Source organism: Bacteroides sp. AF39-11AC (assembly GCF_003474285.1).
In the GTDB taxonomy this organism is placed as follows: Bacteria; Bacteroidota; Bacteroidia; order Bacteroidales; family Bacteroidaceae; genus Bacteroides.
This window is the reverse complement of record NZ_QROH01000007.1, coordinates 196,110-222,114: the sequence shown is the minus strand read 5'-3', so window position 1 is coordinate 222,114 and position 26,005 is coordinate 196,110. Positions and strand designations below refer to the sequence as shown.

General features: G+C 37.4%; 18 protein-coding genes and 1 tRNA gene. 10 read left to right on the top strand and 9 right to left on the bottom strand.

Annotation, left to right across the window (positions count from 1 at the left end; all coding sequences use genetic code 11):
• Positions 1-490: 490 nt before the first annotated feature.
• From DW036_RS16675 to DW036_RS16665, 3 genes are all read left to right on the top strand, one after another.
• A complete protein-coding gene (locus tag DW036_RS16675; RefSeq protein ID WP_118465383.1) occupies positions 491-3,244 on the top strand; it encodes an EcoRII N-terminal effector-binding domain-containing protein in 2,754 nt (917 codons plus the stop codon).
• A 3-nt stretch (positions 3,245-3,247) separates the two neighbouring features.
• Positions 3,248-4,531, top strand: coding sequence for a hypothetical protein (locus DW036_RS16670; protein ID WP_118465382.1), 1,284 nt, complete (start codon positions 3,248-3,250; stop codon positions 4,529-4,531).
• 74 nt (positions 4,532-4,605) lie between these two features.
• Positions 4,606-5,109 (top strand): very short patch repair endonuclease, encoded by a 504-nt coding sequence (locus tag DW036_RS16665; RefSeq protein ID WP_229096692.1) that lies wholly within the window; start codon positions 4,606-4,608, stop codon positions 5,107-5,109.
• Positions 5,110-5,140: 31 nt separating this feature from the next.
• Here the strand turns inward: DW036_RS16665 and dcm are convergent, their stop codons facing one another.
• From dcm to DW036_RS16640, 5 genes are all read right to left on the bottom strand, one after another.
• Positions 5,141-6,421, bottom strand: coding sequence for a DNA (cytosine-5-)-methyltransferase (dcm, locus tag DW036_RS16660; protein ID WP_118222816.1), 1,281 nt, complete (start codon positions 6,419-6,421; stop codon positions 5,141-5,143).
• 296 nt (positions 6,422-6,717) lie between these two features.
• Entirely contained in the window at positions 6,718-6,804 is an 87-nt protein-coding gene (locus tag DW036_RS26025) for a hypothetical protein (RefSeq protein WP_233560486.1), read from the bottom strand.
• 156 nt (positions 6,805-6,960) lie between these two features.
• Positions 6,961-7,033, bottom strand: a tRNA-Lys gene (locus DW036_RS16650).
• A gap of 80 nt (positions 7,034-7,113) precedes the next feature.
• Positions 7,114-8,244, bottom strand: coding sequence for an AI-2E family transporter (locus tag DW036_RS16645; protein WP_007219750.1), 1,131 nt, complete (start codon positions 8,242-8,244; stop codon positions 7,114-7,116).
• A gap of 25 nt (positions 8,245-8,269) precedes the next feature.
• Positions 8,270-8,875 (bottom strand): thymidine kinase, encoded by a 606-nt coding sequence (locus tag DW036_RS16640; RefSeq protein ID WP_007219749.1) that lies wholly within the window; start codon positions 8,873-8,875, stop codon positions 8,270-8,272.
• Between the two features lie 100 nt (positions 8,876-8,975).
• Here DW036_RS16640 and DW036_RS16635 point away from each other — a divergent pair, with 100 nt between their 5' ends.
• The 5 genes from DW036_RS16635 to DW036_RS16615 are packed head-to-tail and all read left to right on the top strand — an operon-like array spanning position 8,976 to position 12,656.
• Positions 8,976-9,605, top strand: coding sequence for a hypothetical protein (locus tag DW036_RS16635; RefSeq protein ID WP_118465381.1), 630 nt, complete (start codon positions 8,976-8,978; stop codon positions 9,603-9,605).
• Positions 9,606-9,618: 13 nt separating this feature from the next.
• The gene (rsmI, locus tag DW036_RS16630) at positions 9,619-10,293 is read left to right on the top strand and encodes a 16S rRNA (cytidine(1402)-2'-O)-methyltransferase (RefSeq protein WP_118465380.1); all 675 of its coding nucleotides are present in this window, start codon (positions 9,619-9,621) and stop codon (positions 10,291-10,293) included.
• A 33-nt stretch (positions 10,294-10,326) separates the two neighbouring features.
• On the top strand, positions 10,327-11,205 hold the full coding sequence (locus DW036_RS16625) for a hypothetical protein (protein ID WP_118465379.1): 879 nt from the start codon (positions 10,327-10,329) through the stop codon (positions 11,203-11,205).
• A gap of 56 nt (positions 11,206-11,261) precedes the next feature.
• Positions 11,262-11,954: a YjjG family noncanonical pyrimidine nucleotidase gene (locus DW036_RS16620; RefSeq protein WP_118465378.1), complete on the top strand. Its 693-nt coding sequence runs from the start codon at positions 11,262-11,264 to the stop codon at positions 11,952-11,954.
• 51 nt (positions 11,955-12,005) lie between these two features.
• Positions 12,006-12,656, top strand: a complete 651-nt coding sequence (locus DW036_RS16615; RefSeq protein WP_118465377.1) for a MarC family protein — start codon at positions 12,006-12,008, stop codon at positions 12,654-12,656.
• A 58-nt stretch (positions 12,657-12,714) separates the two neighbouring features.
• Here DW036_RS16615 and DW036_RS16610 read toward each other — a convergent pair whose 3' ends face one another.
• From DW036_RS16610 to DW036_RS16595, 4 genes are all read right to left on the bottom strand, one after another.
• Complete coding sequence (locus tag DW036_RS16610; RefSeq protein ID WP_118465376.1) at positions 12,715-14,841, bottom strand: C10 family peptidase; 2,127 nt, start codon at positions 14,839-14,841, stop codon at positions 12,715-12,717.
• 90 nt (positions 14,842-14,931) lie between these two features.
• Positions 14,932-15,780 carry a hypothetical protein gene (locus tag DW036_RS16605; RefSeq protein WP_118465375.1) on the bottom strand — a complete coding sequence of 283 codons (849 nt, stop codon included), beginning with the start codon at positions 15,778-15,780 and terminating at the stop codon, positions 14,932-14,934.
• Positions 15,781-15,799: 19 nt separating this feature from the next.
• Complete coding sequence (locus DW036_RS16600) at positions 15,800-17,317, bottom strand: RagB/SusD family nutrient uptake outer membrane protein (protein ID WP_233560468.1); 1,518 nt, start codon at positions 17,315-17,317, stop codon at positions 15,800-15,802.
• 17 nt (positions 17,318-17,334) lie between these two features.
• Complete coding sequence (locus DW036_RS16595; RefSeq protein ID WP_118465373.1) at positions 17,335-20,328, bottom strand: TonB-dependent receptor; 2,994 nt, start codon at positions 20,326-20,328, stop codon at positions 17,335-17,337.
• A 452-nt stretch (positions 20,329-20,780) separates the two neighbouring features.
• Here DW036_RS16595 and DW036_RS16585 point away from each other — a divergent pair, with 452 nt between their 5' ends.
• Entirely contained in the window at positions 20,781-21,974 is a 1,194-nt protein-coding gene (locus tag DW036_RS16585; RefSeq protein ID WP_118223890.1) for a site-specific integrase, read from the top strand.
• Between the two features lie 1,057 nt (positions 21,975-23,031).
• Positions 23,032-25,995: a TonB-dependent receptor gene (locus tag DW036_RS16575; RefSeq protein ID WP_118465370.1), complete on the top strand. Its 2,964-nt coding sequence runs from the start codon at positions 23,032-23,034 to the stop codon at positions 25,993-25,995.
• Positions 25,996-26,005 lie beyond the last annotated feature (10 nt).

Sequence of the window (26,005 nt, the reverse complement as noted above, 5' to 3'; positions counted from 1 at the left end):
TTGATTATAATTAGGTTTTAGGAAGGCTCAAATTTTATTTTAAAGATATTGTATTGATACTAAGCTTTTATTTTATATTTGTTAAAAATGGAATTCAAAGGAGGACTAAGACTATAATATTGTAGAAATTAGCATTGTAAAAATGCTCTGATCTGGTACTCATGAGATGATATAGAGAAGTAGGGAGAAGAGAATGTTATTTATAAATAATCCTGTTTCTTTAAATTAAAAAACGGTTTATTGTATTTTTTCGTTAGTTGGGATAAAATTACTCATTGTTGCATGCGGTTCAAAGATGTAGTTTGCATGCTAATATTGCATAATAGTTTAAATAAAAATCAATATGCTAAGATTTAAAATTATAGTATCGAAAAATTATGGGATAAAACTCATATTAGTTGGGCTTATTTCTTATTTTTGCAAAACAGATTGTAGTCTTTATAATCGTCATCTTAAAAGATTCCTTTAATAACTTTATAAAAAGAGCAAAATGAAAGAACAGGATATTCAACACATTATAAACAAGCTGAATAGAGCTAAAATAATTTTTCTCAAACTTATTAAAGCCAATGATGTAGGTGCAACCGGTGCTCATCAGGCTGGTTTTCACCTCCCTAAAAGCTCTTGGAGACTGTTTTTTGATTCCCCGGGAGTAAAAGGATATAATAAGGACAAATATGTAACAATCCAATGGGGGAGTGGCCTATACACGGATAGCCGTGCTATTTATTATGGTAAAGGAACCAGAAATGAATATAGATTAACACGTTTTGGACAGAATTTTCCTTATTTGAAGGAAAATAATATTAACGACATACTGATAATTATAAGAAATCCAGATGATTCTTATGAAGGTTTCGTCATATATAAAGAAAATATCCCTTTCTTCAAACTAAAATCTGGATATAGTGAAGATAGTTTCAATACTATTATAATAAATGATAATAATAATAAAGAAGTTATCCCTCATGAGTACGAGATTGAGTTCCCTCCCGAGGAATATAGTTCGAATGAATTATTACAAAGTGTTGAGAATGAAGAGATAAGGCAAAAACCTTTCAGGCCCAAAGCACATATACTTAGTTTATTGGGAGACGAGCTAATAAAAAGTCCCGTTATGGCTATTTATGAACTTATCAAAAATGCGTATGATGCAGATGCGAAAAAAATAGATGTAAACTTTAATAATATAGATTTATCAGGGAAAGCTTTTATATCTATTGAAGATGATGGTATAGGTATGACATCTGAAATAATTGAGAATGTGTGGTTAGAACCGGGAAGTGATTTTCGCAAACCTGTAGATACTTCCACATCGTTAAGAAAAATAATAAAATCTCCACTGTTTCATCGCGTTCCAATGGGCGAAAAAGGTATTGGACGTTTTGCTGTTCACAAACTGGGAACAGAGATAACACTTATTACTAGACCATTACTTATTACAAAAGATGAGAATGATAAAATTCTGGCGACCTCACTTGCTAATTATGAAGTACATTTATCAATAAATTGGGACTCATTTGGTTTATCCAAACATTTATCTGATATTCCTGTTACATGGAAAATTAAAAAAGATCCTACGGCTTTTAGATTTAGAAATAAGAGTGGGACCTATATAGAATTACGAGGTTTAAAAGAGAACTGGACTAAAGGTATGGCTAAAGAATTAAAAAGTCAGACTATTTCTATGTTATCTCCACGTCTCGAAAAAGATCAATTTAAGATTAACTTGGCTTTTGATAATCAATGGTTGCAAGATTCTCCTTCGACTAAAGAACTTTTGGAAGAAGCACCATATAAAATTACAGTATTTGTAGATCAAGAGTTCAATGTAACGTTTGAATATGAATTTTCTTTGAAAAATAATGATAGAATTGGTAAAAGAATAATCAAAGAAGATAAGCATTACGATAGAAATATAAAAAGCTCTTTAAGACCTTATTTGCGCTCTTTATATGTGCAGCAAGGATATGATAATATTGAAATAGAAGTTCTTTTACAGGAATTTGATGAGGATTTAAAATCACTGCCATTTGGTAGTGTGTTATTCGAATTTTTCTCGTATGATTTAGACTCGACTTCCATGAGAGATTATTCCAGTGATAGTAGACTTACTAAAGCTATTTTAAAAGAACACGCTGGAATTAAAGTCTTTAAAGGTGATATGCGTGTATTTGATTATGGTGAAAAAGGGAATGATTGGTTGGGAATTGACTTAGAACGTATTCAAAACAAAGAGTGGTTTTCAAATAACCAAAATATAGGATATGTTTATCTAGATCCGGAACGGTCTGTCTCACTTATTGAAAAAACGAACCGTGAAGGTTTTATTCATAACAAGTCATTTGATTTCTTTTATATTATACTAAGATATCTGCTTACAGAATTTAAGAATATTCGTTCTACTGATCGAAATAGATGGCTGAATTACAATCGGAAAACAGCTGAAAAGAATTTTGAATCAAGAATTAATAGTTTTAAAGAATTAGTTTGGAACTCTGAAATTGATACAGATGATAAGAAAGAAAAGATAATCAAAGAAGCTGAAAAATTAGAAGAAAAATACGAAGAAGATACGAAAGTTTTGTTAATACCAGCAGGGGTTGGTATGACGGCTTCAGTTGCATTACATGAAATTGAAAAGCTTGTTCCAAGAATGGAAGAAACTGTTCGCCAAAATTTACTTGATAAGGATATTATTAAGGAGCAAGTAGCTGAATTAAAATTATACACTGAAGGTATTATTTCTGTATTAAGAAAAGGAGGAAATGGAAATATAAACATTAGTGCTACGATTAAACGCGCTGTTAATAATTATAAATTTAAATTGAGCGATCGAAATATCAAGGTTCACTTTGACCTAGATGAAACCATGGATAGTTTGAAAGTTGAGAAGAGATTTTTTACCACAATGCTAATGAATCTTGTAGATAATAGCATATATTGGCTCGACACCGTTTATCGAGAAGAAAAAGCTATATATATCAAATGTTTCAAAAACAATGATATAGCAACTGTTATTATTGCGGATAATGGTCCTGGATTTAAAGATGACATATCCGAAATCATTCAACCTTTCTTTTCTAGGAAAGATGATGGAATTGGTATAGGGTTGTATTTAGTAGACACAATTATGATGAAATATGGAAAATTCGACATAGTAGATGAATCCGAAGTAAACAGTTACGGAATCCCTAAATTTTACAATGGAGCTATCGTGAAACTTGTATTTAATAAAAACTAATATATGAATTATTTTGAACCAAATGTCGTTATTGTAGACGATAAACTTGATGAAATCCAAGGCATAATTACATATTATCAAAAAAATGGTATTGGATGTAAATATTATAATGCAGATTTATCAGACGGGGATGATTATCCGGAAAACGAAATGTCAGATGTTACATTTCTGTTTTTAGATTTATTCTATTCAGACCACTTTGATGTGGAATTAAGTACTAGTTGGGTAAGGTCAATTATTCAGCCGGGAGCATTCTATGTGTTGATACTATGGACTAAAGATATTTCCAAGAAAAGTGTTATAGAAGAGCGATTAAAGGAAATGAATTTGATGCCGTATTCCCTTATTATAAAGAATAAAGGAGACTATGCGATCAATAGTTCTATGAAATATGACTATACAAATTTATTAGTATCCATCGATCAAGAATTGAAGAAGATTTCTGCCATTGAAGAAATTCTCATTTGGAAGAACGCATTGAAACAAGCTGCAAACATCGTACTTGGAGGCTTAATTTCTGAGAGGACACAAGAGTTTACAGATAAGCTTAAAAAAGTCATAGAGAGCCATGGGGGAAAAAGCATTTCAAATGCTTCTGAACCTATGTTAAAAAGATCGACTTTGTTTGAGGCCTTAAATAATGTTTTATTATCAAATATTCCACAATTTGATGCAAACTTTGAAATTTCAGATGAGAATAAAAAAGGCTTATATGATCTATCTTCAATAACAAGCAATACAATTGATAGAAAATTAAATAGTTGGTTTCATTTTAGTTTAAGAAGTGATTTAGAAGGAAAAACGCTTCCTGGCATCATTGCCAAAAATAAATCGTCATTGTTAAAGCAACTTTATTCAATAACGGATGATGAAATTGTAAGAGAGCTTATATCTCCTCAAGTCAGCTCCGCAGGAACAATCATAGAGGATATAGTTTTAAATATTACGCGTCCGTGTGACTATTCCCAGAATAAATACGGCAAGAATCTTAAGCTATTAAGTGGTATAATCATAAGACACCCATTAAGAAAAAATAACGAAAAGAGAGATATAAAGCTTAATGATAAAAAGTATAAATGCATATTAAAGTTTGACCACTTATATCATAATGATATAGATGATGATTTGACTTTAATATTTGACCTGCGATACTGTTTTTCAATACCTGTATCAATTTACAAGAAAAGTTTTGATAATAAGAAGATGCTTAACAGAGAACTCCTGTCTGATATTCAAGTTACATATGGTAATTATGTTTCTCAATTAGGGTATACTAAAATTATTTAAGAAAATAAGGTTACACATAATAATTATGATAGAAAATGGCTGATGTTCATTCAAAACTAATACGTAGTTACAACATGTCTAAGATAAAAGGGAAAGATACAAAACCTGAGCTAATGGTACGTAAATATCTTTTTAGTCATGGATTTCGCTACAGAGTGAATGTAAATGTTCTTCCAGGAAAACCTGATATCGTACTTCCTAAATACAAAACAGCCATTTTTATTAATGGTTGTTTTTGGCATGGGCATGAGAACTGCAAGTTTTATGTATTACCTAAAACCCGTACTGAGTGGTGGAAACAAAAAATAGATAGAAATAAACAGCGAGATATAGAAGTTCGTGAAAAACTACGCTATATCGGATGGAGGACAATGGTTATTTGGGAGTGTCAGTTGAAACCACGGAATAAAGACAAAACCTTAGACGCGATTGTTTCCGCTTTAAATCAGGTCTTTATTGATAAATATAAGATAATTCCTAAAAGATATTCCACATCTAAAGATAATCTCAGTATAGTAGCTGAGGAAATCTCTCCTTATCAAATTTTAAAGAAGGATATTGATGGCAATGAGGGATGAATAACTTTTAATATATTTATTGCTAAATCGTTCATCCATTTTCCATTAACATGGTTCTTACTAATTGTTCTGAAACTACAGTAATCAAAGGGACTACTACAGAGTTGCCACATTGACGATATGCTTGTAAATCAGATACACTATTAATAATATAATTGTCAGGATACCCCATCAACCTAGCACACTCACGTGGTGTAAGCCTTCTTGGATTCATTCCCTCGCCTTGTGGAATTAAGATCTCAGATCCATCTTTATAATAACGGGCACTTAAAGTGCGACTTATGCCATTTAAATCAACCAAGCCATAACCAAAACCATTTCCTTTTGCTTTATGTTTATCTGCATAAGTTTGCAAATATTCCCATAAATTATTTGTAAGCGTGTATTTTGAATCTGTTTCAGCTTCTAAAATATCTCTGATTTTTCGGATTGGTTCTCCTAGTTCAGGAAAAGAAAAATTTTCACGACCATGATACAATCTTTTATCAAATCCTACAATCATAATGCGCTCTCTATGTTGAGGAACAAAAGCTTTCCCATCCATTACTTGATAATGAACAGAATATTCAAGTTCTTCTAGGGTGTCTTTGATTATTTTAAAGGTGTTCCCTTTATTGTGCGAAACGAGATTTTTGACATTTTCCAAATAAAAAGCTTTAGGCCTATGGCGGTTAATAATATCGGCTACTTCAAAAAATAGTGTACCCTGCGTTTTATCTTTAAATCCAGTTTCTCTACCTAAACTTTTTTTCTTGGAAACTCCGGCTATGGAAAAGGGTTGACAAGGAAACCCAGCGCAAAGCACATCGAATTGGGCTGGAATATACTGTTTTGTCTCCTCTTTCGTTATATCCCCAAAAGGCATCTCACCAAAATTCGCCATATAAGTTTTCTGTGCAAAGCTATTCCATTCTGATGAAAAGACACATTTGCCTCCTTGCTCTCTCATTGCCAAGCGAAATCCGCCCATCCCTGCAAATAGGTCTATAAAAGTAAATCTATAGTTGACAGGGTCGGGGAAAGGTATATGAAAGAAATCCCCAAATAAACCTGCCTGTAAAGGATTATAAAGAATGCTATCTGCTATTTCTATTTTGGGAAATTTATACCCAATATATTCTCGGAGAAACTTAATCGCTTGCTGGCGAGAAGACTCTTTAACCAGTTCTCCGTTATGCAAATAATGTGTAATCAATGCCAATTGATTATTATAAGATTTTGGACCATAAAAATGAATTTGTAACTTTTCTCCGGGAGCTTTTATTACTGATATTTTTTCAGGGAAATTCTTCAATTTTATTTCTTGCAGCATATTATGATATCATTATCTATTAATCTATCTGCAAAGATAGAAAATTTATAATTGGCAAACAGCTCGTTTGCTAATAAAAGACTAAAGAAAACAACTTTTATGCAAATCTAAAATTAATGATTGTATTTTTTTCTTTTTTATTGGCAACATTATTTGTACTTGTGGCTGCAATAAGAATTATAACCGTAAAGTACCTGTTATCCTTTTATCTAAAGTGGTCTTCTGTATATCATTATATTCTCTTATTGATTAGGATGATTATTCTTTCCCGATTGGGACATTTAGCTTTTGGTGTGTTATTTTTGAAATCTCATAGTTTCTCTTTTAATAGATATGCCCAAACTTTGATGCTTTCGCTTACCATCTTGGCAAATACAAACCATTAGCGGATGTTTACCATTACTAAGAACTTTAGATTTGTAACACAAAATATTAACTGTTTCACTCATACGAATTTTCGGTTTATATCAAAGAGCGAAAAATGTAGTATTTGAATGAAAAAAGCAGCTATCTAATTTAGATAGCTGCTTTTTTCTCAGTGATCCGCTTGGGGCTCGAACCCAAGACCCCAACATTAAAAGTGTTGTGCTCTACCTGCTGAGCTAGCGAATCAAACCTTTATTGCTGTTAAGCGGGTGCAAAGATAGGTACTTTTATTTAATTTGCAAGGAATATGAGGAAAAAAGTTTGCATTATTTTTCTTCTATACCCTCTATTGGTTGATCTTCAGTGGTTTCTGCCTTATAAATATTTTCTTGATTAATGATGTATCGTTGATAATAGGAGAGCATCAGAGTGGTAAGCGGCAAAGCTATAATCATACCCAGCATTCCCATTAACGATCCCCAAATGGATAGGGAGAGCAGAATAATAGCCGGATTCAGACCGGTAATCTTTCCCATGATACGGGGAACGAGATAGCCATCTTGTATGATTTGTACTACTATAAATACAGCAGCGGCCGAAGCTATGATGATCCAGAAATTATCACCGGTATCCGCAGCTTTCAGAATGGCAAGCATGATGGTGGGGACAAAGCCGATGATTTGTAGATAAGGCACCATATTCAGCGCACCGATAAATAATCCCAAACCAATGGCCAGCGGGAAATCAATAATCAGAAAGCCGATACTGAATAGAATGCCTACGCACAAAGCTACTAATGCCTGTCCGCGGAAATATCTGTTCATGCCGTCTTTTACATCATTCAATATGCCGGTTACTGTTTTCCGGTATTTCTTTGGCATCAGGTGTGCCCAGCCTTCGGAAATACTTTCGTAATCAAGCAGAATAAACACTATATATAATAGGATAAGGAAGACGGTGAAGAACCCGAATAAGAGGTTGATAGACTCCGATATAAGCGACCATAGTTTAGGAACGGTTACTTTAAGGGCATCCAATATATTCTCCTGGCTGAACATTTGCTCTAGGATGTGAAGGTCGATATTCTGCCGGATAAATTCGGAGAGGGTAGTGGGGACATTGCTTGCTGTATGAGTGGTGCTGAAGTACTCTATCAATAAATCCTTTACCCGCAGGAATTCCTGAATCATGGGCGGCACAAGCAGATAGAATGCAACGCTTCCTATAACGCTGAGAGTAAACAAGGCACAAAAGATAGATATTATTCTGTTTTTTAGCCGTAGCTTATGCTGGAAGAAGCTTACCAATGGATATATCAGATAAGCAATAAGCCATGCAAGGAAGAACGGAAGCAATACGCCGCTCAATCGCTTCAGGAGCATTAATACCCCAATGATGATAGCACCGAGAATGACAGCACGGATAAAACTGTCGAATGTAATTTTCTTACGTTCCATAAGACTTTTGCTTTTTATTTATAGTTTATCCACCGGCGGCAGTCCGGTCTCCCTTTATTGCCCGCAGATAACATTCCCGGCAGAGGGGTTCGTATTCGGCTGTTTCTCCCAGAAGGACTTGTTTGTCGTTCTTGACAGTGCGGTGTGAGAAGGAGGCCAATTGCCCGCACTTCACACAAATAGCGTGTACCTTGGATACTTCATCGGCAATGGCGCAAAGTCCCGGCATAGGACCGAAGGGAAGGCCGCGGAAGTCCATATCCAGACCTGCTACAATAACACGTATGCCATTATTGGCAAGCTCATTACACACATCAATCAGACCATTATCAAAGAATTGCGCTTCGTCGATACCTACTACATCGATTTCTGAAGTGAACAGCAGGATACTTGCCGATGAATCAATCGGGGTAGAAGCAATGGAATGGCTATCGTGAGATACGACCTCTTCTTCCGAATAACGTGTATCAATGGCAGGTTTGAATATTTCTACGCGTTGTTTGGCGAATTTTGCGCGTTTCAGACGGCGGATCAGCTCTTCCGTCTTACCAGAGAACATTGAGCCGCATATAACTTCGATTCTTCCTCTACGATTGGTTTCCTGTATATGGTCTTCCGAGAATAATACCATTGTTCTAAAATGTTTATTTTAGCCGCAAAAATAACACTTTTAATGGCTTTCCGATATTTTTTCATTATTTATTTCTACATTTGCGGCATTAACATTTGTGATGCGAAAGGAAATGCAGACATTATTGGACGACATAGAACTGGATATTCAGGAACTGAAATATTTAATGCAAGTTCTTGCAACAGACGCCAACCCTACATTGAAGGTAGTAGCTAAACGGAATATACAGCAGATGCGTGCACGACTGGATGCTTTGCAGAAACTGCTGGACGAAACTCCCGTAGAGGTAGTTGCCATTCCTGAAGCTCCTGTCGCTCCAGTGGTTATTCTCGAATCGGTCGCTGCTCCTGAACCGGTTAAACCGATTCCTGTAGAACCGGTCGTTGTTGAAATCACCAAGCCGGTAGAGGTCGTATCTCCCAAGCCTGAGTCCACGCCCAAACCCGAGCCTGAACCGTCCGCAATAATATCTTCTGCATCGCCTATTTTAGCAGAACGGATAAAACCGGCCACTGATCTGCGGCATGCTATCAGTCTGAATGACTCATTCCGCTTTGCCCGTGAGATTTTTGGCGGTGATACTGCCCGTATGAATGAAGTGATACGCCAATTGGGGGCTGCTCCTTCATTGGAAAAGGCATTGGAACTCTTTTCTTCTACCGTTAATCCTGATGAAGAAAATGAAACGGTGGTTGATTTTATAGAACTTCTTAAGAAATACTTCAGCTAAAGCAATTACGGATATGGGAAAACTTTATGTAGTGCCTACTCCGGTAGGAAATTTGGAAGATATGACATTCCGGGCTATTCGTATTCTGAAAGAGGCGGATTTGATTCTTGCCGAAGATACGCGCACTTCCGGAATCTTACTGAAGCATTTTGAAATAAAGAACGCAATGCAATCCCATCATAAGTTTAATGAACATAAAATGGTGGAAAGTGTTGTTAATAGAATAAAGGCGGGTGAAACTGTTGCGTTAATATCGGATGCAGGTACACCGGGAATCTCTGATCCGGGCTTTCTGGTAGTGCGTGAGTGTGTTCGCAACGGTATTGAGGTACAATGTTTGCCGGGGGCTACAGCTCTTGTGCCGGCTTTGGTTGCTTCGGGCTTGCCAAATGAAAAATTCTGTTTCGAAGGTTTTCTTCCGCAGAAAAAAGGACGTATGACACGTCTGAAGATATTGGCAGAAGAACGTCGTACCATGGTGTTTTATGAGTCTCCCCACCGTCTGGTGAAAGCGCTGACTCAGTTTGCAGGGCATTTCGGTGCGGAACGTCAGGCATCTGTATCCCGGGAGATCTCGAAGATACACGAAGAAACGGTGCGTGGCACTCTGACTGAATTGATTGAGCATTTCACAGCCAATGACCCGCGTGGAGAAATAGTAATAGTAGTAGCAGGAATAGACGATTAAATAACTTCATTAACCAACGTAAAACAAAAGCGTATGAAAAAGTTAGCAGTTTTAATTGTATGTGCGGCCGTTATGGCATCGTGCGACGGCTTGTCAGGTGGAAGTAAAGACCAACTGAAAGCTGAAAATGATTCTCTTTTGATGGAACTTACTCAGCGTAATGCTGAACTGGATGAAATGATGGGTACTTTCAATGATATCTCTGAAGGCTTCCGCCAAATCAATGCCGCCGAAAGCCGCGTAGACTTGCAGCGTGGTGCGGTTTCAGAAGGTTCTTTATCAGCTAAGCAGCAAATAGCCACTGATATTGAATTTATCCAGAAACAAATGCAGGAAAACAAAGAGCAGATCGCTAAACTGGAAGCTATGCTGAAAAGTAGTAAGAATAACTCTACCCAGTTGAAGAAAGCTGTAGAATCTCTGACCCAGGAGTTGGTAGCCAAAACCCAGCGTATTGAGGAATTGCAGGCTGAACTTGCCTCCAAGAATATTCGTATTCAGGAACTGGATGCAGCTGTGACTGGCCTGTCAACTGACAAAGAAGTGCTTACTGCCGAAAATGAAGCAAAGGCCAAAACGGTAGCTGAGCAAGATAAGGCACTGAACACTGCTTGGTTTGTTTTTGGAACAAAAAAAGAACTGAAGGATCAGAATATTCTGACAAATACCGGTCTCTTCCAGAAAAAGCAAGTGCTTAAGGATGGTGACATCAATAAGGACTATTTCACTCAGGTTGATATTCGTACAACGAAAGAAATTAAGTTGTACTCCAAGAGTGCAGATGTCTTGACCACTCATCCGGCAGGTTCTTATGCTTTGGAGAAAGATGATAAAGATCAGCTCGTTCTGAAGATTACGAATCCGAAAGATTTCTGGAGCGTATCCAGATACCTGGTTATCCAAGTAAAATAACTTAATTAAATTATAAGAATGGCAGGGAAGGGTTATCCCTGCCATTCTCTTTTTATATGCAATACAAAAATATCTTTTTCGACCTGGACGATACTCTCTGGGCCTTTTCTTTTAATGCCCGTGATACATTTGAGGAAATGTATCGCAAATATGAATATGATCGCTATTTTCGGTCTTTTGAACATTTCTATGAACTCTATGAGAAGCGTAATATCGAATTGTGGGCAGAATATGCAGATGGAAAAGTGACAAAGGAAGAATTGAATCGTCAACGTTTTCTCTTTCCGCTGGAGGCAGTAGGAGAGGGGGATGCAGCTTTAGCGAAAGCTTTTTCTGATGACTTCTTTGCGGTTATTCCTACAAAAAGCAGATTGATGCCCCATGCGCAGGAAGTGCTGGAATATTTGGCACCTAAATATAATCTTTATATTCTCTCCAATGGGTTCCAGGAACTGCAATGCCACAAAATGCGTTCTGCCGGAATTGACCATTATTTCAAGAAAGTAGTTCTATCAGATGATATTGGTATCTTAAAGCCATGGCCCGAGATTTTCCATTTTGCCATGTCGGCTACCCAGTCTGAACTGCGTGAATCGTTGATGGTAGGTGACAGCTGGGAAAATGATATAACGGGTGCTCAGGGAGTAGGCATGCATCAGGTGTTCTATAATGTAACGGGACGTACCGAGTTTCCATTTAAGCCTACTTATCAGATTACAGATTTGAAAGAGTTGCTCCAATTGTTGTGACATTGAGGGATTAGTTGTAATTTTGTCAGCGTAAACACATAATTTGCAGCTATGGATACTATTTTACCTTTCGCTTTGCTTTGTTTCACTTCTTTCTTTACGTTGACAAATCCTCTCGGGACTATGCCTGTCTTTCTGACCATGACCCATGGAATGACGGATAAGGAGCGGCAGTCTGTAGTGTCTCGTGCTACATTAGTGGCTTTCATCACGATTATGATCTTCACCTTTGCTGGTCAGTTCCTGTTCAAGTTCTTTGGGATCTCTACAAACGGATTTCGTATAGCCGGTGGTGTCATCATCTTTAAAATCGGCTTTGATATGTTGCAAGCACGTTATACACAAATGAAATTGAAAGATGAAGAGATTAAAACTTATGCTGATGACATCTCTGTCACCCCTTTAGGAATTCCGATGCTTTGCGGTCCCGGTGCCATAGCAAATGCCATTGTGTTGATGCAGGATGCCCATACTATCCAAATGAAAGGTGTACTGATTGGTATGATCGCCTTTATCTACTTGATTACATTTTTCATCTTGCGCGCCTCTACACGGCTGGTAAAAGTCTTAGGGGAAACGGGAAATAATGTGATGATGCGCCTGATGGGACTTATTCTGATGGTAATTGCTGTGGAGTGTTTTGTGAGTGGAGCAAAGCCGATATTGGTGGATATTTTGAAAGAAGGAAGTCTAACTATATAATAGAAAGGATGAATTCTTGATTTCTCAAATGAATTCATCCTTTTATTTGTACGGATATTTAATGTTTTGGATTGTACAATACTTTTAGAGTATTCTTACCTTGTCTTATGATATATAGTCCACTTTGTGACAATGGAACGGTTGTTTGTGTTCCTTTTACGCTCGTTATCTTAACTCCCTGACTGGAGAATATATCAATAACTTCGCTGGAATTTTCACTTGTAATCTCCAAGCCGGTATTTGTAGGAATGACTTTTAACCCTCCAAAAGATTCAGTTTGCTCAATACCTGTTTCTACATCTTTAATTGTGAAAACCAATCTTAATTCACTGTTAGTAAACTGTTTCCAGGTATCATCTTTACGGTAACTTCCTATAGCATAGTATTCTCCAGCAGGTAATTCGGGGTTTCCTGTGATAGTGATAGTGCTGGAAGTATTACTTGGTATTACAGTATAGTCGCTGATGCGCGTGTAAGGGAGTAATGCTCCGTTCTTACGTATATATATAGCAAAATCATCTTCATATTTTAAACCTTTATTTTCGATTTGTATTTTGAAAGATATATCTTTTCCTTCTACAGCTTCACCAATAAGTTCTGCAGGAGCGAGTTGATACAAATCGGAACTGTTTTCTATACTGTTTAGCAGGATACTATTAGCAGTAATCTCTACACTATAACAGATGCTTCTACCTTCCAGACCGCGTAACATGCTTGGTACTTTTTCACCTTCCTTTTGTGAGGCAAAATGAAGTTGATATTTGCCGTTAGGTACAGTAGGTGGAATTGTGCCGCTGAATGTGATGCTATTCCAACCACTTCCTACATCAATGTTGGAAATAGAAGAGGGTGTTGTAAGAAATGTGATGAACTCATCTCCTTGATATAGAGCTAATCCGATAACACCACTCATAGGAGTAGAAGTGTTCCATATTTTAGTAAACTTTGCACTGATACTTTCATTTCTTTCATATTGATTTTTTGTAATATCCATGCTTCCCTCTAATGTAAAGCCACTAATAACTTCTCCTGTTGTCTTCGGTTGTACAAGGAGCATAATATATTGCATATTATTATAGGCGCCACTTCCACTTCCTGTGCCGCCTGATCCTGGATTCAGGGAGCTTAAGGAATAATATCCATTTGCATATCCGCTCCATCCCCAGTTAAAATGATACATGTCATTCTCGTCACAGCCATCCAATACGAATGCATGACCTCCTTCGGTGCTTTGTCCACTGTATAGAATAGGGCGCCCGGCAATCAATTCTTTTTGAATCATATTTTTCCAGCGTCCTTCAGTATTATAATCACGTCCTTCAAAGTATATATTAGGATTATACCCGAAGAATTTCGTCAGGGCACTATATTGCTTGAAGATGCCTGCCCCACTACCGCCGGCTGCACTTAAGTTATAATCCATATCCATAGCTACACCACAGTGGAGCATCAATTCGGCTACAGCTTTCTTTTGTTCCTCAGTTGCTGCATTTGTGTATTGAGGCAGCATCAGATCCCATTTATAGTTGGCTTCTTCAAAGTTTACGGAAAGTGATTTTTTTAAAGTTGCAGTAGTGTAACTGTAACTACCAATTCCTTTTTGAGGATATTCATAATATTTCATAACCATGGCCAATGCCGTAGCAGCACAGCCGGTAACGGTGAGTTCTCCTTTTTCTTCTGGACAATCCAGATTATAAGGATTTCCTTGGTCCCATTCAATTTTGCCTAAAAGTGGGGCTATTGCCGGTGGAACAGCCCTTGTCTTCAGGTCTTGACTTTCAGATTGGTTCTCGCCAGAAATACTCTCCTGATTTATCTGCTGCATTTCGGTTGCGTAAAACTCCAGCCAATATTTAGCATTAGGAGGTAATTGCTTCATATCTATATTGCCTCTGTCAGAGTATGCTAAGATCTCACGTGCACAGTCGTTGCCTGAAACGATGATAAATCCATTGTCTTTTTCTATGTTAATGATATAATAAGCTGGATAGATTTCAGGACCACGAGTGATTGTTATCTCACTGTTCATTAGTTGAAGTTGGGGTGCATCGTCAGATTTTATTAGACCATGAGAGGCTACGAAAGCTTGCGCGATTTCTAATGCTTGCTTCGGCGTACGCGGTGTGGCATAAAGCCAGCAAGAGTACAAAAGCATAATGATGAGTGAGAGCTTTGTTTTCATAAAATGAGGTTTTAATAAGATTATATGAGCAAGAAAGGCTATCCCATAAAAGATGAATGGAATAGCCTTTTTCTATTATGTACCTTTTAATTAACGTACCATTTTGCAATCATAGTATTGGAACCAGACATATTTAGAGTAATTACCTGCATCATCCATAATGGCACCTGCGACTCCACTGTCGAAAGTGATGGTTTCAAAGTCATCACTCCACATTCCAGAAACGTTAGCCCAGCTAAGTCCTGCTGAACTCAATGAAGCGAAGCGCACACTTGCTGTGAAACCTAATCCGAAATCCATATTGTCAGCGATAGTTTCATTACATATTATTTGCAGACCGTTTGAAGAATATGACATCCTCCATGTAACATAATCTTTTCCATTAAATTTCGTACAATTATATCCATCTCCCTTTTCGTTCATCTCTACTACTACAGGGAATGAGGCGGCTACTCCTTTACTATCCACGGCTTGGAAAGTCCAGTCTCCGATCAACTTATCGTACGGGTCAACTACTTCCTGAATGTTTACCTTGCAGGCACCTGTTCCGATACTAGCTCCTTGAGCGTTTGTTATTTCTAATGTAAATGAACGGTCAAAGTTATCTTCTTTAGTCGAAACATTTAGGTAGATTTCAGCATTTACTGTTTCCACATCTGCTGGTACTCTTATTTTTTCAGAAGTAAGAAGAACGGTCTTATCATTTTCCACAGAAATGCCACTGGCATTTTTAACTGTTACAGTCACTTCTATAAGTCCACTATGCTCTCCTGTTACTGTAATAGGAACTTGAATACTGCTGACATTCTCTTTCACATCTATTTCACTTTGAGAGAATCCCACAGTAGCATTGCCCGAATTCATATTTTCGTCATCATCGCTACAAGCCGCAAATGTTAGTGGCAAGAGCATCATTGCTAATAATTTAATATATTTCATAAATACCTTTCTTTAATGATTAATAACCTGGATTCTGCTGCCCAGCTAATTGTGGATTCGTTTCCATTTCTGCTGATGGGATAGGCCATACCAAACGGTAGTCTCCTGCCGGATATGAAAGATTTCTTCCATTAGGAACGATAATGTTATTGATAGCTGGATTTTCCGGGTGATCAGGATTACGTTGGAAGCCAATGCCCCAACGGCGTAAATCGCTCATACGGAAACCTTCTCCGATCAATTCCTTCAAACGCTCGTTGCGTATTTCTTGAATCAATGCCTGACCACTATAATTAATCTCTTCATAGCCAGTAATACGCTTACTGCGTAATTCATTGAGATATTTATTAGCCAATGTCGGGTTAGTAGTAGCAGCAGCTTCTGCAGCAATCAAGTAAATTTCTCCCATACGGAATACCTTAGGCATATTTATATAATTGGGAGTCGCAGAAGTTTTTAAACTTTCATTACCCGGAAATTTTTTGAATACATAAGCTTGCACATTGTTACCATCTACTGCCAACTTCCATACAGTAAAGAAAGCATCGAAACGAACATCACCTTCATCTTCATACATACTCAGCATATCGAAAGTAGGAATGTAATCAGCTCCATCCAGTTTAGTACTTAAATAAGCACCACCGGTAGAAGAACCTAATTCTGTAGTACTCATGAATGGGCGGAAGATAGCTTCAGTACCTTCATCTTTTGTCCACATAGCTTCATAAGCTTTAATTTCTGCCAATTTATAGATCTGAGATTTGATGATTGTTTCAGCTTTTGACAGCGCTGTTGTATTGTCACCTTTCAACAAAGCAATACGTGCTTGCAGTGCCACTACTGCATAAGAAGAAAAGTAGGCAGCATTTGGAGCTATAAATTCATTGTCGGTTTTCTCGTACTCAAGTAATGCGTTATAGGCATCGGTTAAGTCGTCATTAATTAATTTATATGTTTCATCCTGAGTGCTACGTCCCGGGTATTTACTGCTATCGCCGGTTGGATTATAAACCGTCACCAAAGGCAAACCTTTACCTATTGTTTGTGCAATACTTGCTGAGTAAGTTTCGCAATAATGATCAATCAACCAGTAATAGCAATAAGCTCTTACAAATTTAGCTTCACCATCATAACGAGTCAATTCTGTACGTTCTTCTGCAGTATATTCATTATTTGTCAGCATCTCATCCATCTTATTAATGATAAAGTTAGCTGAGTTGATAATTGAATATAAATTTCCCCATATAGTGGCGATATCTCTTGTTGCCGAGTTTATATTTCCGTTAGAGAACTCACCGATACGGTTTCCGTTATTACTAACTCCATGGAACATATCCATCTGGATTTCCGGATAGTTAACATATCCGCCGGTGGTGAGACTTCTCATACTTGAGTAGAGGCCGTTGCGGAAACGGCGACAGTCATTCAGATTCTGGATGGCAGTATCATTATCAAGGCTTCCATAAGGTTTCTTGTCCATATCGCAGGAAGTCACCAATGCGCCCACCATTAATAGTGCTAAAAATATTTTTTTCATAATCATCTTTTTCTTAATTAAAATGTTAATTCAACACCAAATACGAATTGTCTTGTATTAGGATATCCGAACTTAATCAAGTTGATATCAGGTTCAGGGTCATAACCGGTGAAGTTAGTAAGTGTCCATAAGTTACGGCCGGTGAAGAAGATGTTGAAGCGTTCGATTACACCGCTGTGTTTCAATATAGACTTCGGCAGTTCATACTGAACGGTTACATTCTTTAAACGAAGGAACGAAGCGTTCTCTACCAAGTGATCATCCATCTGAATAGCTTCTGTTGATGCCGGAATATCTGTAATTTGTCCTGGCTTAGTCCAGATATTCAACATGTTGGTAGATTGGTTTATAGAAAGTCCCTGTGCTGCGTTTTCAATGAAGAATCTATCGTTACTAATCAGGTACTTTTTGCCGGCCCAAGTAAAGTCAGCACTGACAGAAATTCCTTTCCAGCTAAATTCTGTACCAAAACCTCCATTCAACGGAGCATATCTGTCTTTGCCAATTAGAACCGCATCTCTTTCCTTATTATATACTTTGGTCAAATTGCCGTCTTTATCATACCATATTTGTTTACCATCACGTGGGTCAACACCAGCTCTGCGCACAAAGTATAATTCACCAACTGAATGACCTACTTTGTATTGCAAACCATAGTCGGGCAAACTATATTCATCACGTCCATTGAATAACTCGGTGATCTCATTCTTATTATAGTTGAAGTTAGCTCTGAATCCCCAGTAGAAATTACTATTCTGAATGATATCTACTTTGAAATCCAAATCAACTCCTTTATTAACCATAGCACCAATATTTCCGGCACCAGAGCTAAAACCAGTAGTATAAGAATAAGGTATATCCATTAATAAGTCAGTTGTCTTTTTACGATAGAAATCTACATTAGCAGTTAAGCGATCGAATATGCGGAAAGACAGACCAGCATTGACACCTGCAACTTTTTCCCAAGTAAGGTCTGTGTTACTAGCTTGCGAGATTCCCAAACTACCTTCACTGTTGTAAGGACTACCGGAGCCAATTAAACCATAGTAAGCATAATCACTAATACCGGAGTTACCAGTAGTACCATAACTAACCTTCACTGAAAGTTCATTCAGCCAATCTATGTTGTCCATGAAACTTTCTTTTTTCATATCCCACATAGCACCAACTGACCAGAAATTAGCCCAACGACCATCTTTAGGGAACTTAGAACTTCCGTCACGACGGAATGTCAGATCCAGATAATATTTGGAAGCGTAATTATAGCTGCCAGTAAAGAACATAGAATTGAATACAGTTTCTACTTGTGTATGTGTCAAGTCATCTTTAGGTGAAACAGGAGTCGGAGCTTGCGTTAATTTCATCTGACGGGCATCTGTATGGCCTTCAGTAAATACTCCAAAACTTCTGGATTTAGCGATGATAGATTCCTGTCCGGCCAGAACGCTTACATTGTGGTCGTCGATATTGAATTTATATTCAGCCGTATTCGTATATGTAAATGCATAATATCTGCTAAAGCTTTCCTGGCGGTAACCGTCTCGTGCGGGAACGCTAGTTCCCATTGGTGTTTTGAAAGCTTCATACGGAAGTCCGATGTTTGATAGAGTCATATCATATGCATCGATAGATTGCTGTGCTCTTACTGTTAATCCTTTAATCGGAGTAAGTTCCTGATAAAGATTGATGTTGGCAGTGACAATTCTTCTTTGTACATCACGGTTGTCATTAACAAAATTAGGCGTAGTCAATCCACTATAAAGAAGGTGGGTAGCTCTATCTCCCCACTGGATGTTGCCGTTATCGTCGAATGTATAAAAACGAGGTGAATCATAAGGCAATGCAAATCTGGCAAAAACAGATGGACTACTTGAATAAATACTTGAAGATTCTGTCTCATTATTCGTTTCATACTGGCTGTAGCCCAAATTCGATTGTAGACCTACTTTTAACCATTCTTTTACACGTGTATCAAAGTTAAAACGCAGTGCTTCGCGACGAAGGCCCGACTGTGCAATGATACCCTCTTGCTCATGATGATTCAAAGATAAATAGTAAGACATGTTAGAACCGCCACCATTGATAGCTGCATCTAATGTATAAGTTGGTGCATGGCTATCAAATACTTCATCACGCCAGTTAGTATCTATACCATATTTTTCTACTCTATCCTTAATGGTTTGTGGAACAGGACTACCTACTAATTCTCGGAATTGGATGTACTGAGAAGAGTTCATCATCTCAACGTTGTCCTGAACCATACTTGAAAAACCATATTGAGCACGTAAAGTAACATTGGCCTTTTGATCAAACTTACCCTTTTTACTGGTAATTACAATAACACCGTTTGCTGCACGTGAACCGTAAATAGCTGTTGAAGAAGCATCTTTCAATACTGTGATGTTCTCTATATCACCAGGATTCAATGAATTGAAAACAGATGATGAAATCGGAGCACCGTCCAAAATGAATAGCGGAGTATTACCTGCATTAATGGAGTTTACACCACGTAAACGGATTGTAGCAGATTTAGATGGGTCACCCGAACTGGACAATACTGAAAGACCGGAAACCTGACCAGCTAAGGCATCGGTAAAGTTGACTGTGGGATTCTTCTCCAATTTCTTTCCACCAACCGAAGCAACAGATCCTACCACAGAACCTAGTTTCTTACCAGTTCCATATCCTACAATAACAACCTCGTCAAGTAGTTCTGTATCAGGCTTCAATGTGATCTTTACATGAGAAGCAATTGCCACTTCCTGTGGTTGCATGCCAATGTACGAAACCTGCAAAGTCTTCGCAGAACTTGGTACGTTCGGTAAAGTAAAATCACCATCTACACCGGTAATAGTACCAATTTGAGTACCTTTTACCAATACAGAGGCTCCAATAACTGGCTGCCCATCTTCTTCAGAAATCACAACACCTGTGATGGTCTGAGTTTGGGCAGTTACTAGGCCTATTCCAACAAAAAGACAGGCCAATAACAGCATTAATTTTCTTTTCATAAATTCTCTCTTAAAGTTTAACTTTACATTAATTGTTTCTTTACTCTAACAAAATGCAAATATATTAATAAAACTGAAACGAACAATTATTTTGTTGAAAAAACCTTGTAAATCTATCAATTTGTTAACTGAATGCTTGTTTTTATGCTTAACAGCAGCTTTTTTGCACTAAAAAAACCTAAATGACTATTTAAATGCTATCACTATGAAGCCCCTTCTTGACTGTTATTCCTTAATACGCCCCTTCTCTTTTAAACAAAAAGTGTTAATAATGCATGTCGGAGGAATAAAATTGAAAGCCATTTTACGTAGATTTACCTTTTTTATAAAGGAAATACAAAATAGAAAAACTCTTTTGGGGCATAGTTTTGCAGATATTAAGCCTTATTTAGTTCTTCTATAGCACATTATCCCGTCTTATTTGTTCATAGTATTAACTAAAACAACTAATGATGAACAAGATTATTTACAGTTTGGTGTACAACAGGAAAAAGAGCCTTAACAAGAAAGGTATGGCTCTGGTGCAGGTAGAGGCCTATCTGAACAGGAAAAAGAAGTATTTTTCGACAAAAGTCTACTTAAGACCCGACCAATGGGATGCAAAGAAACTACTAGTTAAAAACCATCCTAATGCAGACGCTTTAAATCGATTAATTTATGAATTTGTCGCAACGATAGAAAAGCGTGAACTTGAACTCTGGCAACAGGGTAAAGCTATTAATTTGGATGTTCTAAAAGATGTACTTTCTGAAAAGCAAGAGCAGGAAGATAAATCTTCGTTTATTCCCTTTTTTAAGCAAGAGGTAATGACTTCCGGCTTAAAAGAGAGTACTAAACGCAATCATTTGTCTACGCTTGCTCTCTTACAAGAGTTTAAGAAGAATGTAACATTTTCCGATCTAACTTTTGAATTTGTATCCTCTTTCGAATACTTCCTGCAGTCAAAAGGATATCACACCAATACGATAGCCAAACACATGAAACACTTGAAACGCCATATTAATGTAGCCATTAATAAAGAATATATGGATATACAAAAATATGCCTTCAGAAAATATAAAATTAAAACTGTAGAAAACGGCCATACACATTTGTCTCCGGAGGAATTGGAAAAATTAGAGACCTTGCAATTGACAGGACGCTATACGAAATACCAGAAAACTTTAGACGCTTTTTTGTTCTGTTGCTATGCTGGTATGCGGTATTCTGATTTTGTAAATATGAAGCCTGATAACATTGTAGAGATGCACCAGGAGACATGGTTGATATATAAATCTATTAAAACCGGTACTGAAGTTCGATTACCACTATATTTACTTTTTAGTGGAAAAGGAATTCTGATTTTGAATAAATATCAGGCAAACCTACAAGACTTTTTCCATTTAAGGGACAACTCAAATGTGAATAAAGAACTAATAATAATTGCCCGGTTAGCAGGATTGGCTAAAAAGGTATCATTTCATACTGCTCGACATACCAATGCTACATTATTAATTTATAATGGTGTCAATATCACAACTGTGCAGAAGCTTTTGGGACATAAGAGCGTGAAAACCACACAAATATACACGAATGTAATGGATGCGACAATAATAAGTGATTTGGAGAAAAATCACTCCTTGGTTCATCGTAAAAAGGGGAAATAAACTCCACTAAATTTAAGGTGTAATTATTTGCCGTGAAAGTTTAAATTTTAAGGCTAAATGAGTTACACCTTTTTTTAAGTTCTGCATATTATACGCTTCCTACTATTTTTGTTCTAATTCTCTCCTTTTCCAATACCCTGCATTACCCTCTTTCTAAATTTAGAGAGTAATATATGGCAACTTGTCAAGGTAGACATAAACTAAAAGAGTCTTTCACTAATTTTTCTTTAAAGAAACTTGCAAACTTGCAAAACTTGCAGGGCCTCTCACACACACACACGCACGCACGTACATAATAAGTCGGTGATAATCGTTCTCATAGAAAGATCCGTCTCCTTGCTGTCTATTGCTGGAAACGATGAGTGCATTCGAAGCCAAGCTAAACAAACTGCTGAGTTCTGCTTCCGGATGCAAGAATGAATATCCGTACCTGCAAACTTTAGTCATCTACGTGTTTGTTTCCAGAAAAGGAACATTGATGTGCGGCTGCCCGAAAACCCAAATTTATCGCGCGCGTATACGTGTGTGTGTGAGAGGCCCTGCAAGTTTTGCAAGTTTGCAAGTTTCTATATTTTCCCAGTTGAGAAAATATTTCTTTCCAACTGGGAAAAAAACTTTTTCCAACTGGGCAGCATTTACACACGCTTTTGACCAGTTATACCTTTGCCACTAAGTTACGTAGTAGTTAACTATCGACCTAAAGCCAATAGGAAACGACTGTTACGTGGCCTCGTTTTTGAAATATTCCAACAATATATTTCATAAGATCAAAGACGTTTATTCGTATTTTTGGACACAATAACACGGTTAACATTTTGTACATTTACATCTTAGAAAAACTTGCAGTATCGGATTTTTGCATCTTTTTTGCGGCTGCATAATGCATAATGCTTTCATTATTAACAATGTAAGTCTAATGTGCGGGTTAATATAGGTAACTGTAATCACATATATAGTTATGCTAATGTTCATATTATAAGCATTTTGATAAATTGGATTATTTTATGCCAGAGTTCTACATGGTCCGTCTTGCTGCAGATTATCAGTAAAATACACCGTGCTAAGTTCTGCGAAAACGCTTCAGATTACGTATATTGGTATGCAAGCACAAGACGTTGCAATAAAACCGAATGTAAAGGTTATTATGAAGTCGGATACTGAAATGTTGGATGAAGTAATGGTTATAGCCTATGGTACCACAAAGAAAGAGTCTTTTACTGGTTCTGCGGAGGTTATCAAGTCTGAGAAATTGAAAGAAAGACCTGTGGCAAACGTTACGAAAGCATTGGATGGTATGGTTGCCGGTGTACAAACTACTTCAGGTTCAGGGCAGCCAGGATCAGGCTCTTCTGTAGTCGTCCGTGGTTATGGCTCTATCAATTCATCACAATCACCGTTGTATGTAGTGGATGGTGTTCCCTATGATGGTAACATTTCAGCAATCAATCCTAATGACATTGAAACGATGACAGTTCTTAAAGACGCTTCTGCTGGTGCTCTTTATGGTTCTCGTGGTGCGAATGGCGTGATTATGATTACTACCAAAAAAGGTAATTCCGGTAAGGTAAAAGTGAACTTGAAAGCAAATTGGGGTGTTTCCTCACGCGCTATTCCACGTTATGAAACGATGGACGAAGCCGGTTATTTAGAAACAATCTTCCAGTCATATAAGAATAATCAGATTATCAACGGTGGAGTTTCTCCGGAGTTGGCGGGTGTTGCTGCATTAGAGGCTATGAAAAGTGGATCCACTGCTATGCTGGGCCAGAATGAACAGTATAACCCTTTTAATTATAGTATTACAGAACTGATCGATCCTGTGACGGGAAAAGTACGTAGTGATGCCAAATTAAGATATAGTGAAGACTGGATGGATGAAGCTTTAAAAAGCAATCCTTTACGTCAAGAATATGTTGCTTCGTTCAGTGGTGGAAGCGACAAAACTAAATATATGTTTTCTTTAGGCTATCTTGATGAAGAAGGTCTGTTAAAGACAACAAAATTCAATCGGTATAATGGACGTTTGAATATAGACTCTGAAGTTACGAACTGGTTAAAAGCTGGAATGAGCGCCAACTACTCTCGCAATGAGAGCAATACAGCTGTTGAAAATTCATCCGGTTCATCCAATGTTTGGTACAGTGCACAATTAATGGCTCCTATTTTCCCTGTCTTTGAGAAAGATGCCAATGGTGCTACGATTTATGACAATTTGGGAAATGCCGTTTTTGACTATGGTAAAAACAGACCAGCCGGTGCCAGTTCAGAGTGGAACACAATTGCTACCTTATATGATGATATGTATTCTACTCAAAGCGATAACCTGAGCGGACGTGTATATACAGAATTAGGTGATTTGAAGAACACATTCCTGCAAGGATTGAAATTCTCTGTTAATTATGGCTTTGACTTAATCAATTCAGCTGGAGCAACTTATTATAATCCATATAACGGCAACTCTGTATCCGTAAAAGGTACTATACAGAAAGCTACTGCACGTACATTCAGCTATACTTTTAATCAATTGTTGACATACGACAGAAAGTTCGGTGATCATCATTTTGAAGCTTTGGTTGGACATGAATTTTATAAATACAGATATGATTATTTGTCAGCAACCAAGACGGGATTCCCATTTGGTGGACTTTATGAACTGGATGCAGCTACAACGATTACAGGAGCATCTTCTTATCAGAACAATTATGCAGTTCAATCTGTGTTATCACGTTTGAATTATGATTTTGCCGATAAGTATTACCTTTCTGCTAGTTTCCGTACCGATGGTTCTTCTCGTTTCTATAAGGATAACCGTTGGGGTAAATTCTGGTCAGTCGGTGGTAACTGGCGTATCTCTCACGAATCTTTCATGAGTGACATTACTTGGATTAATAATCTGTCATTAAAAGCCAGCTATGGTGTACAGGGTAATGATGCCATATTGAATGGTACCAAACAGAATTTTTATGCTTGGCAGTCATTTTATGATTTGGGTTATGCAAACTCGTCGATGAGCGGTGCAGCCGTAACTTCCTTGGAAAATAAAGAATTGAAATGGGAGAAAAATGCTAACCTGAATATTGGTATTGAAGCAAAATTGTTTGATCGTGTATCTGCTACTATCGAATGGTATCAACGTAAGACGACAGATATGTTAATGTCATTCCCAATGGCAACTTCACTCGGTTTTGATGGCTACAACAAGAACGTTGGTAGTATGCGCAATACAGGTATTGACCTCACATTGGGAGTTGATATCTTTAAAGATACTCCGTTTACCTGGAACTTAACGCTCCTTGGCTCTACGATTAAGAATAAGGTTTTGCAACTGGCAGATAAACCGGAAATCATTTCCGGATCTTATATCATTCGCGAAGGTGAGACTTTATATTCATTCTATACTGCAACTGCCGCTGGCGTTGATCCCGCAACTGGAGAACAACTGTATTGGGCATGGGATACCGATGAAAACGGAGTTAAGGGCAAAAAGTATATAACTAACGATATGGCCAAGGCTACTGCATGCAAAGAAATTCAGGGTAGCCGTATTCCTGATTTATATGGTTCCATCAATAATACATTCAAATATAAAGGATTTGATTTGAGTATCCTTTGTACATATTCTATTGGTGGTAAAGTATTGGATGGTATTTATAATACCTTATTATATGGCAATTATGTAGGACAGGCAAAGAGTAAAATGCTGGAACGTGCATGGAGAAATCCGGGGGATATCACAGACATCCCACGTATTGAAATCGGAAAGAGTTACATTGTTACTGATAACAGTTTGATTGACGCTTCCTATTTTGCTATTAAAAATATTGCTTTAGGATATTCTCTACCTTCAAAGTGGATGAAATCTATCGGATTCGATTCTGCACGCCTGACTGCAACGGCAGACAATGTTGTGTTGTTCAATCACCTGAAAGGTATGGACCCTCAATATAACTTCACTGGGGGAACGGATTTTGGTTACGTACCTGTCAGAACAATTTCATTCGGAATTGATATCACTTTCTAAACCTGATTAA

Bases quoted from the DNA above. Each gene is read 5' to 3' on its own strand.
- DW036_RS16585 (WP_118223890.1), top strand. From the start codon at position 20,781: ATGAACAAGATTATTTACAGTTTGGTGTACAACAGGAAAAAGAGCCTT.
- DW036_RS16670 (WP_118465382.1), top strand. From the start codon at position 3,248: ATGAATTATTTTGAACCAAATGTCGTTATTGTAGACGATAAACTTGAT.
- DW036_RS16625 (WP_118465379.1), top strand. From the start codon at position 10,327: ATGAAAAAGTTAGCAGTTTTAATTGTATGTGCGGCCGTTATGGCATCG.
- DW036_RS16675 (WP_118465383.1), top strand. From the start codon at position 491: ATGAAAGAACAGGATATTCAACACATTATAAACAAGCTGAATAGAGCT.
- DW036_RS16600 (WP_233560468.1), bottom strand. From the start codon at position 17,317: ATGAAAAAAATATTTTTAGCACTATTAATGGTGGGCGCATTGGTGACT.
- DW036_RS16645 (WP_007219750.1), bottom strand. From the start codon at position 8,244: ATGGAACGTAAGAAAATTACATTCGACAGTTTTATCCGTGCTGTCATT.
- dcm (WP_118222816.1), bottom strand. From the start codon at position 6,421: ATGCTGCAAGAAATAAAATTGAAGAATTTCCCTGAAAAAATATCAGTA.
- DW036_RS16635 (WP_118465381.1), top strand. From the start codon at position 8,976: ATGCGAAAGGAAATGCAGACATTATTGGACGACATAGAACTGGATATT.
- DW036_RS16610 (WP_118465376.1), bottom strand. From the start codon at position 14,841: ATGAAAACAAAGCTCTCACTCATCATTATGCTTTTGTACTCTTGCTGG.
- DW036_RS16595 (WP_118465373.1), bottom strand. From the start codon at position 20,328: ATGAAAAGAAAATTAATGCTGTTATTGGCCTGTCTTTTTGTTGGAATA.
- DW036_RS16615 (WP_118465377.1), top strand. From the start codon at position 12,006: ATGGATACTATTTTACCTTTCGCTTTGCTTTGTTTCACTTCTTTCTTT.
- DW036_RS16620 (WP_118465378.1), top strand. From the start codon at position 11,262: ATGCAATACAAAAATATCTTTTTCGACCTGGACGATACTCTCTGGGCC.
- DW036_RS26025 (WP_233560486.1), bottom strand. From the start codon at position 6,804: ATGGTTTGTATTTGCCAAGATGGTAAGCGAAAGCATCAAAGTTTGGGC.
- DW036_RS16665 (WP_229096692.1), top strand. From the start codon at position 4,606: ATGTCTAAGATAAAAGGGAAAGATACAAAACCTGAGCTAATGGTACGT.
- DW036_RS16640 (WP_007219749.1), bottom strand. From the start codon at position 8,875: ATGGTATTATTCTCGGAAGACCATATACAGGAAACCAATCGTAGAGGA.
- rsmI (WP_118465380.1), top strand. From the start codon at position 9,619: ATGGGAAAACTTTATGTAGTGCCTACTCCGGTAGGAAATTTGGAAGAT.
- DW036_RS16605 (WP_118465375.1), bottom strand. From the start codon at position 15,780: ATGAAATATATTAAATTATTAGCAATGATGCTCTTGCCACTAACATTT.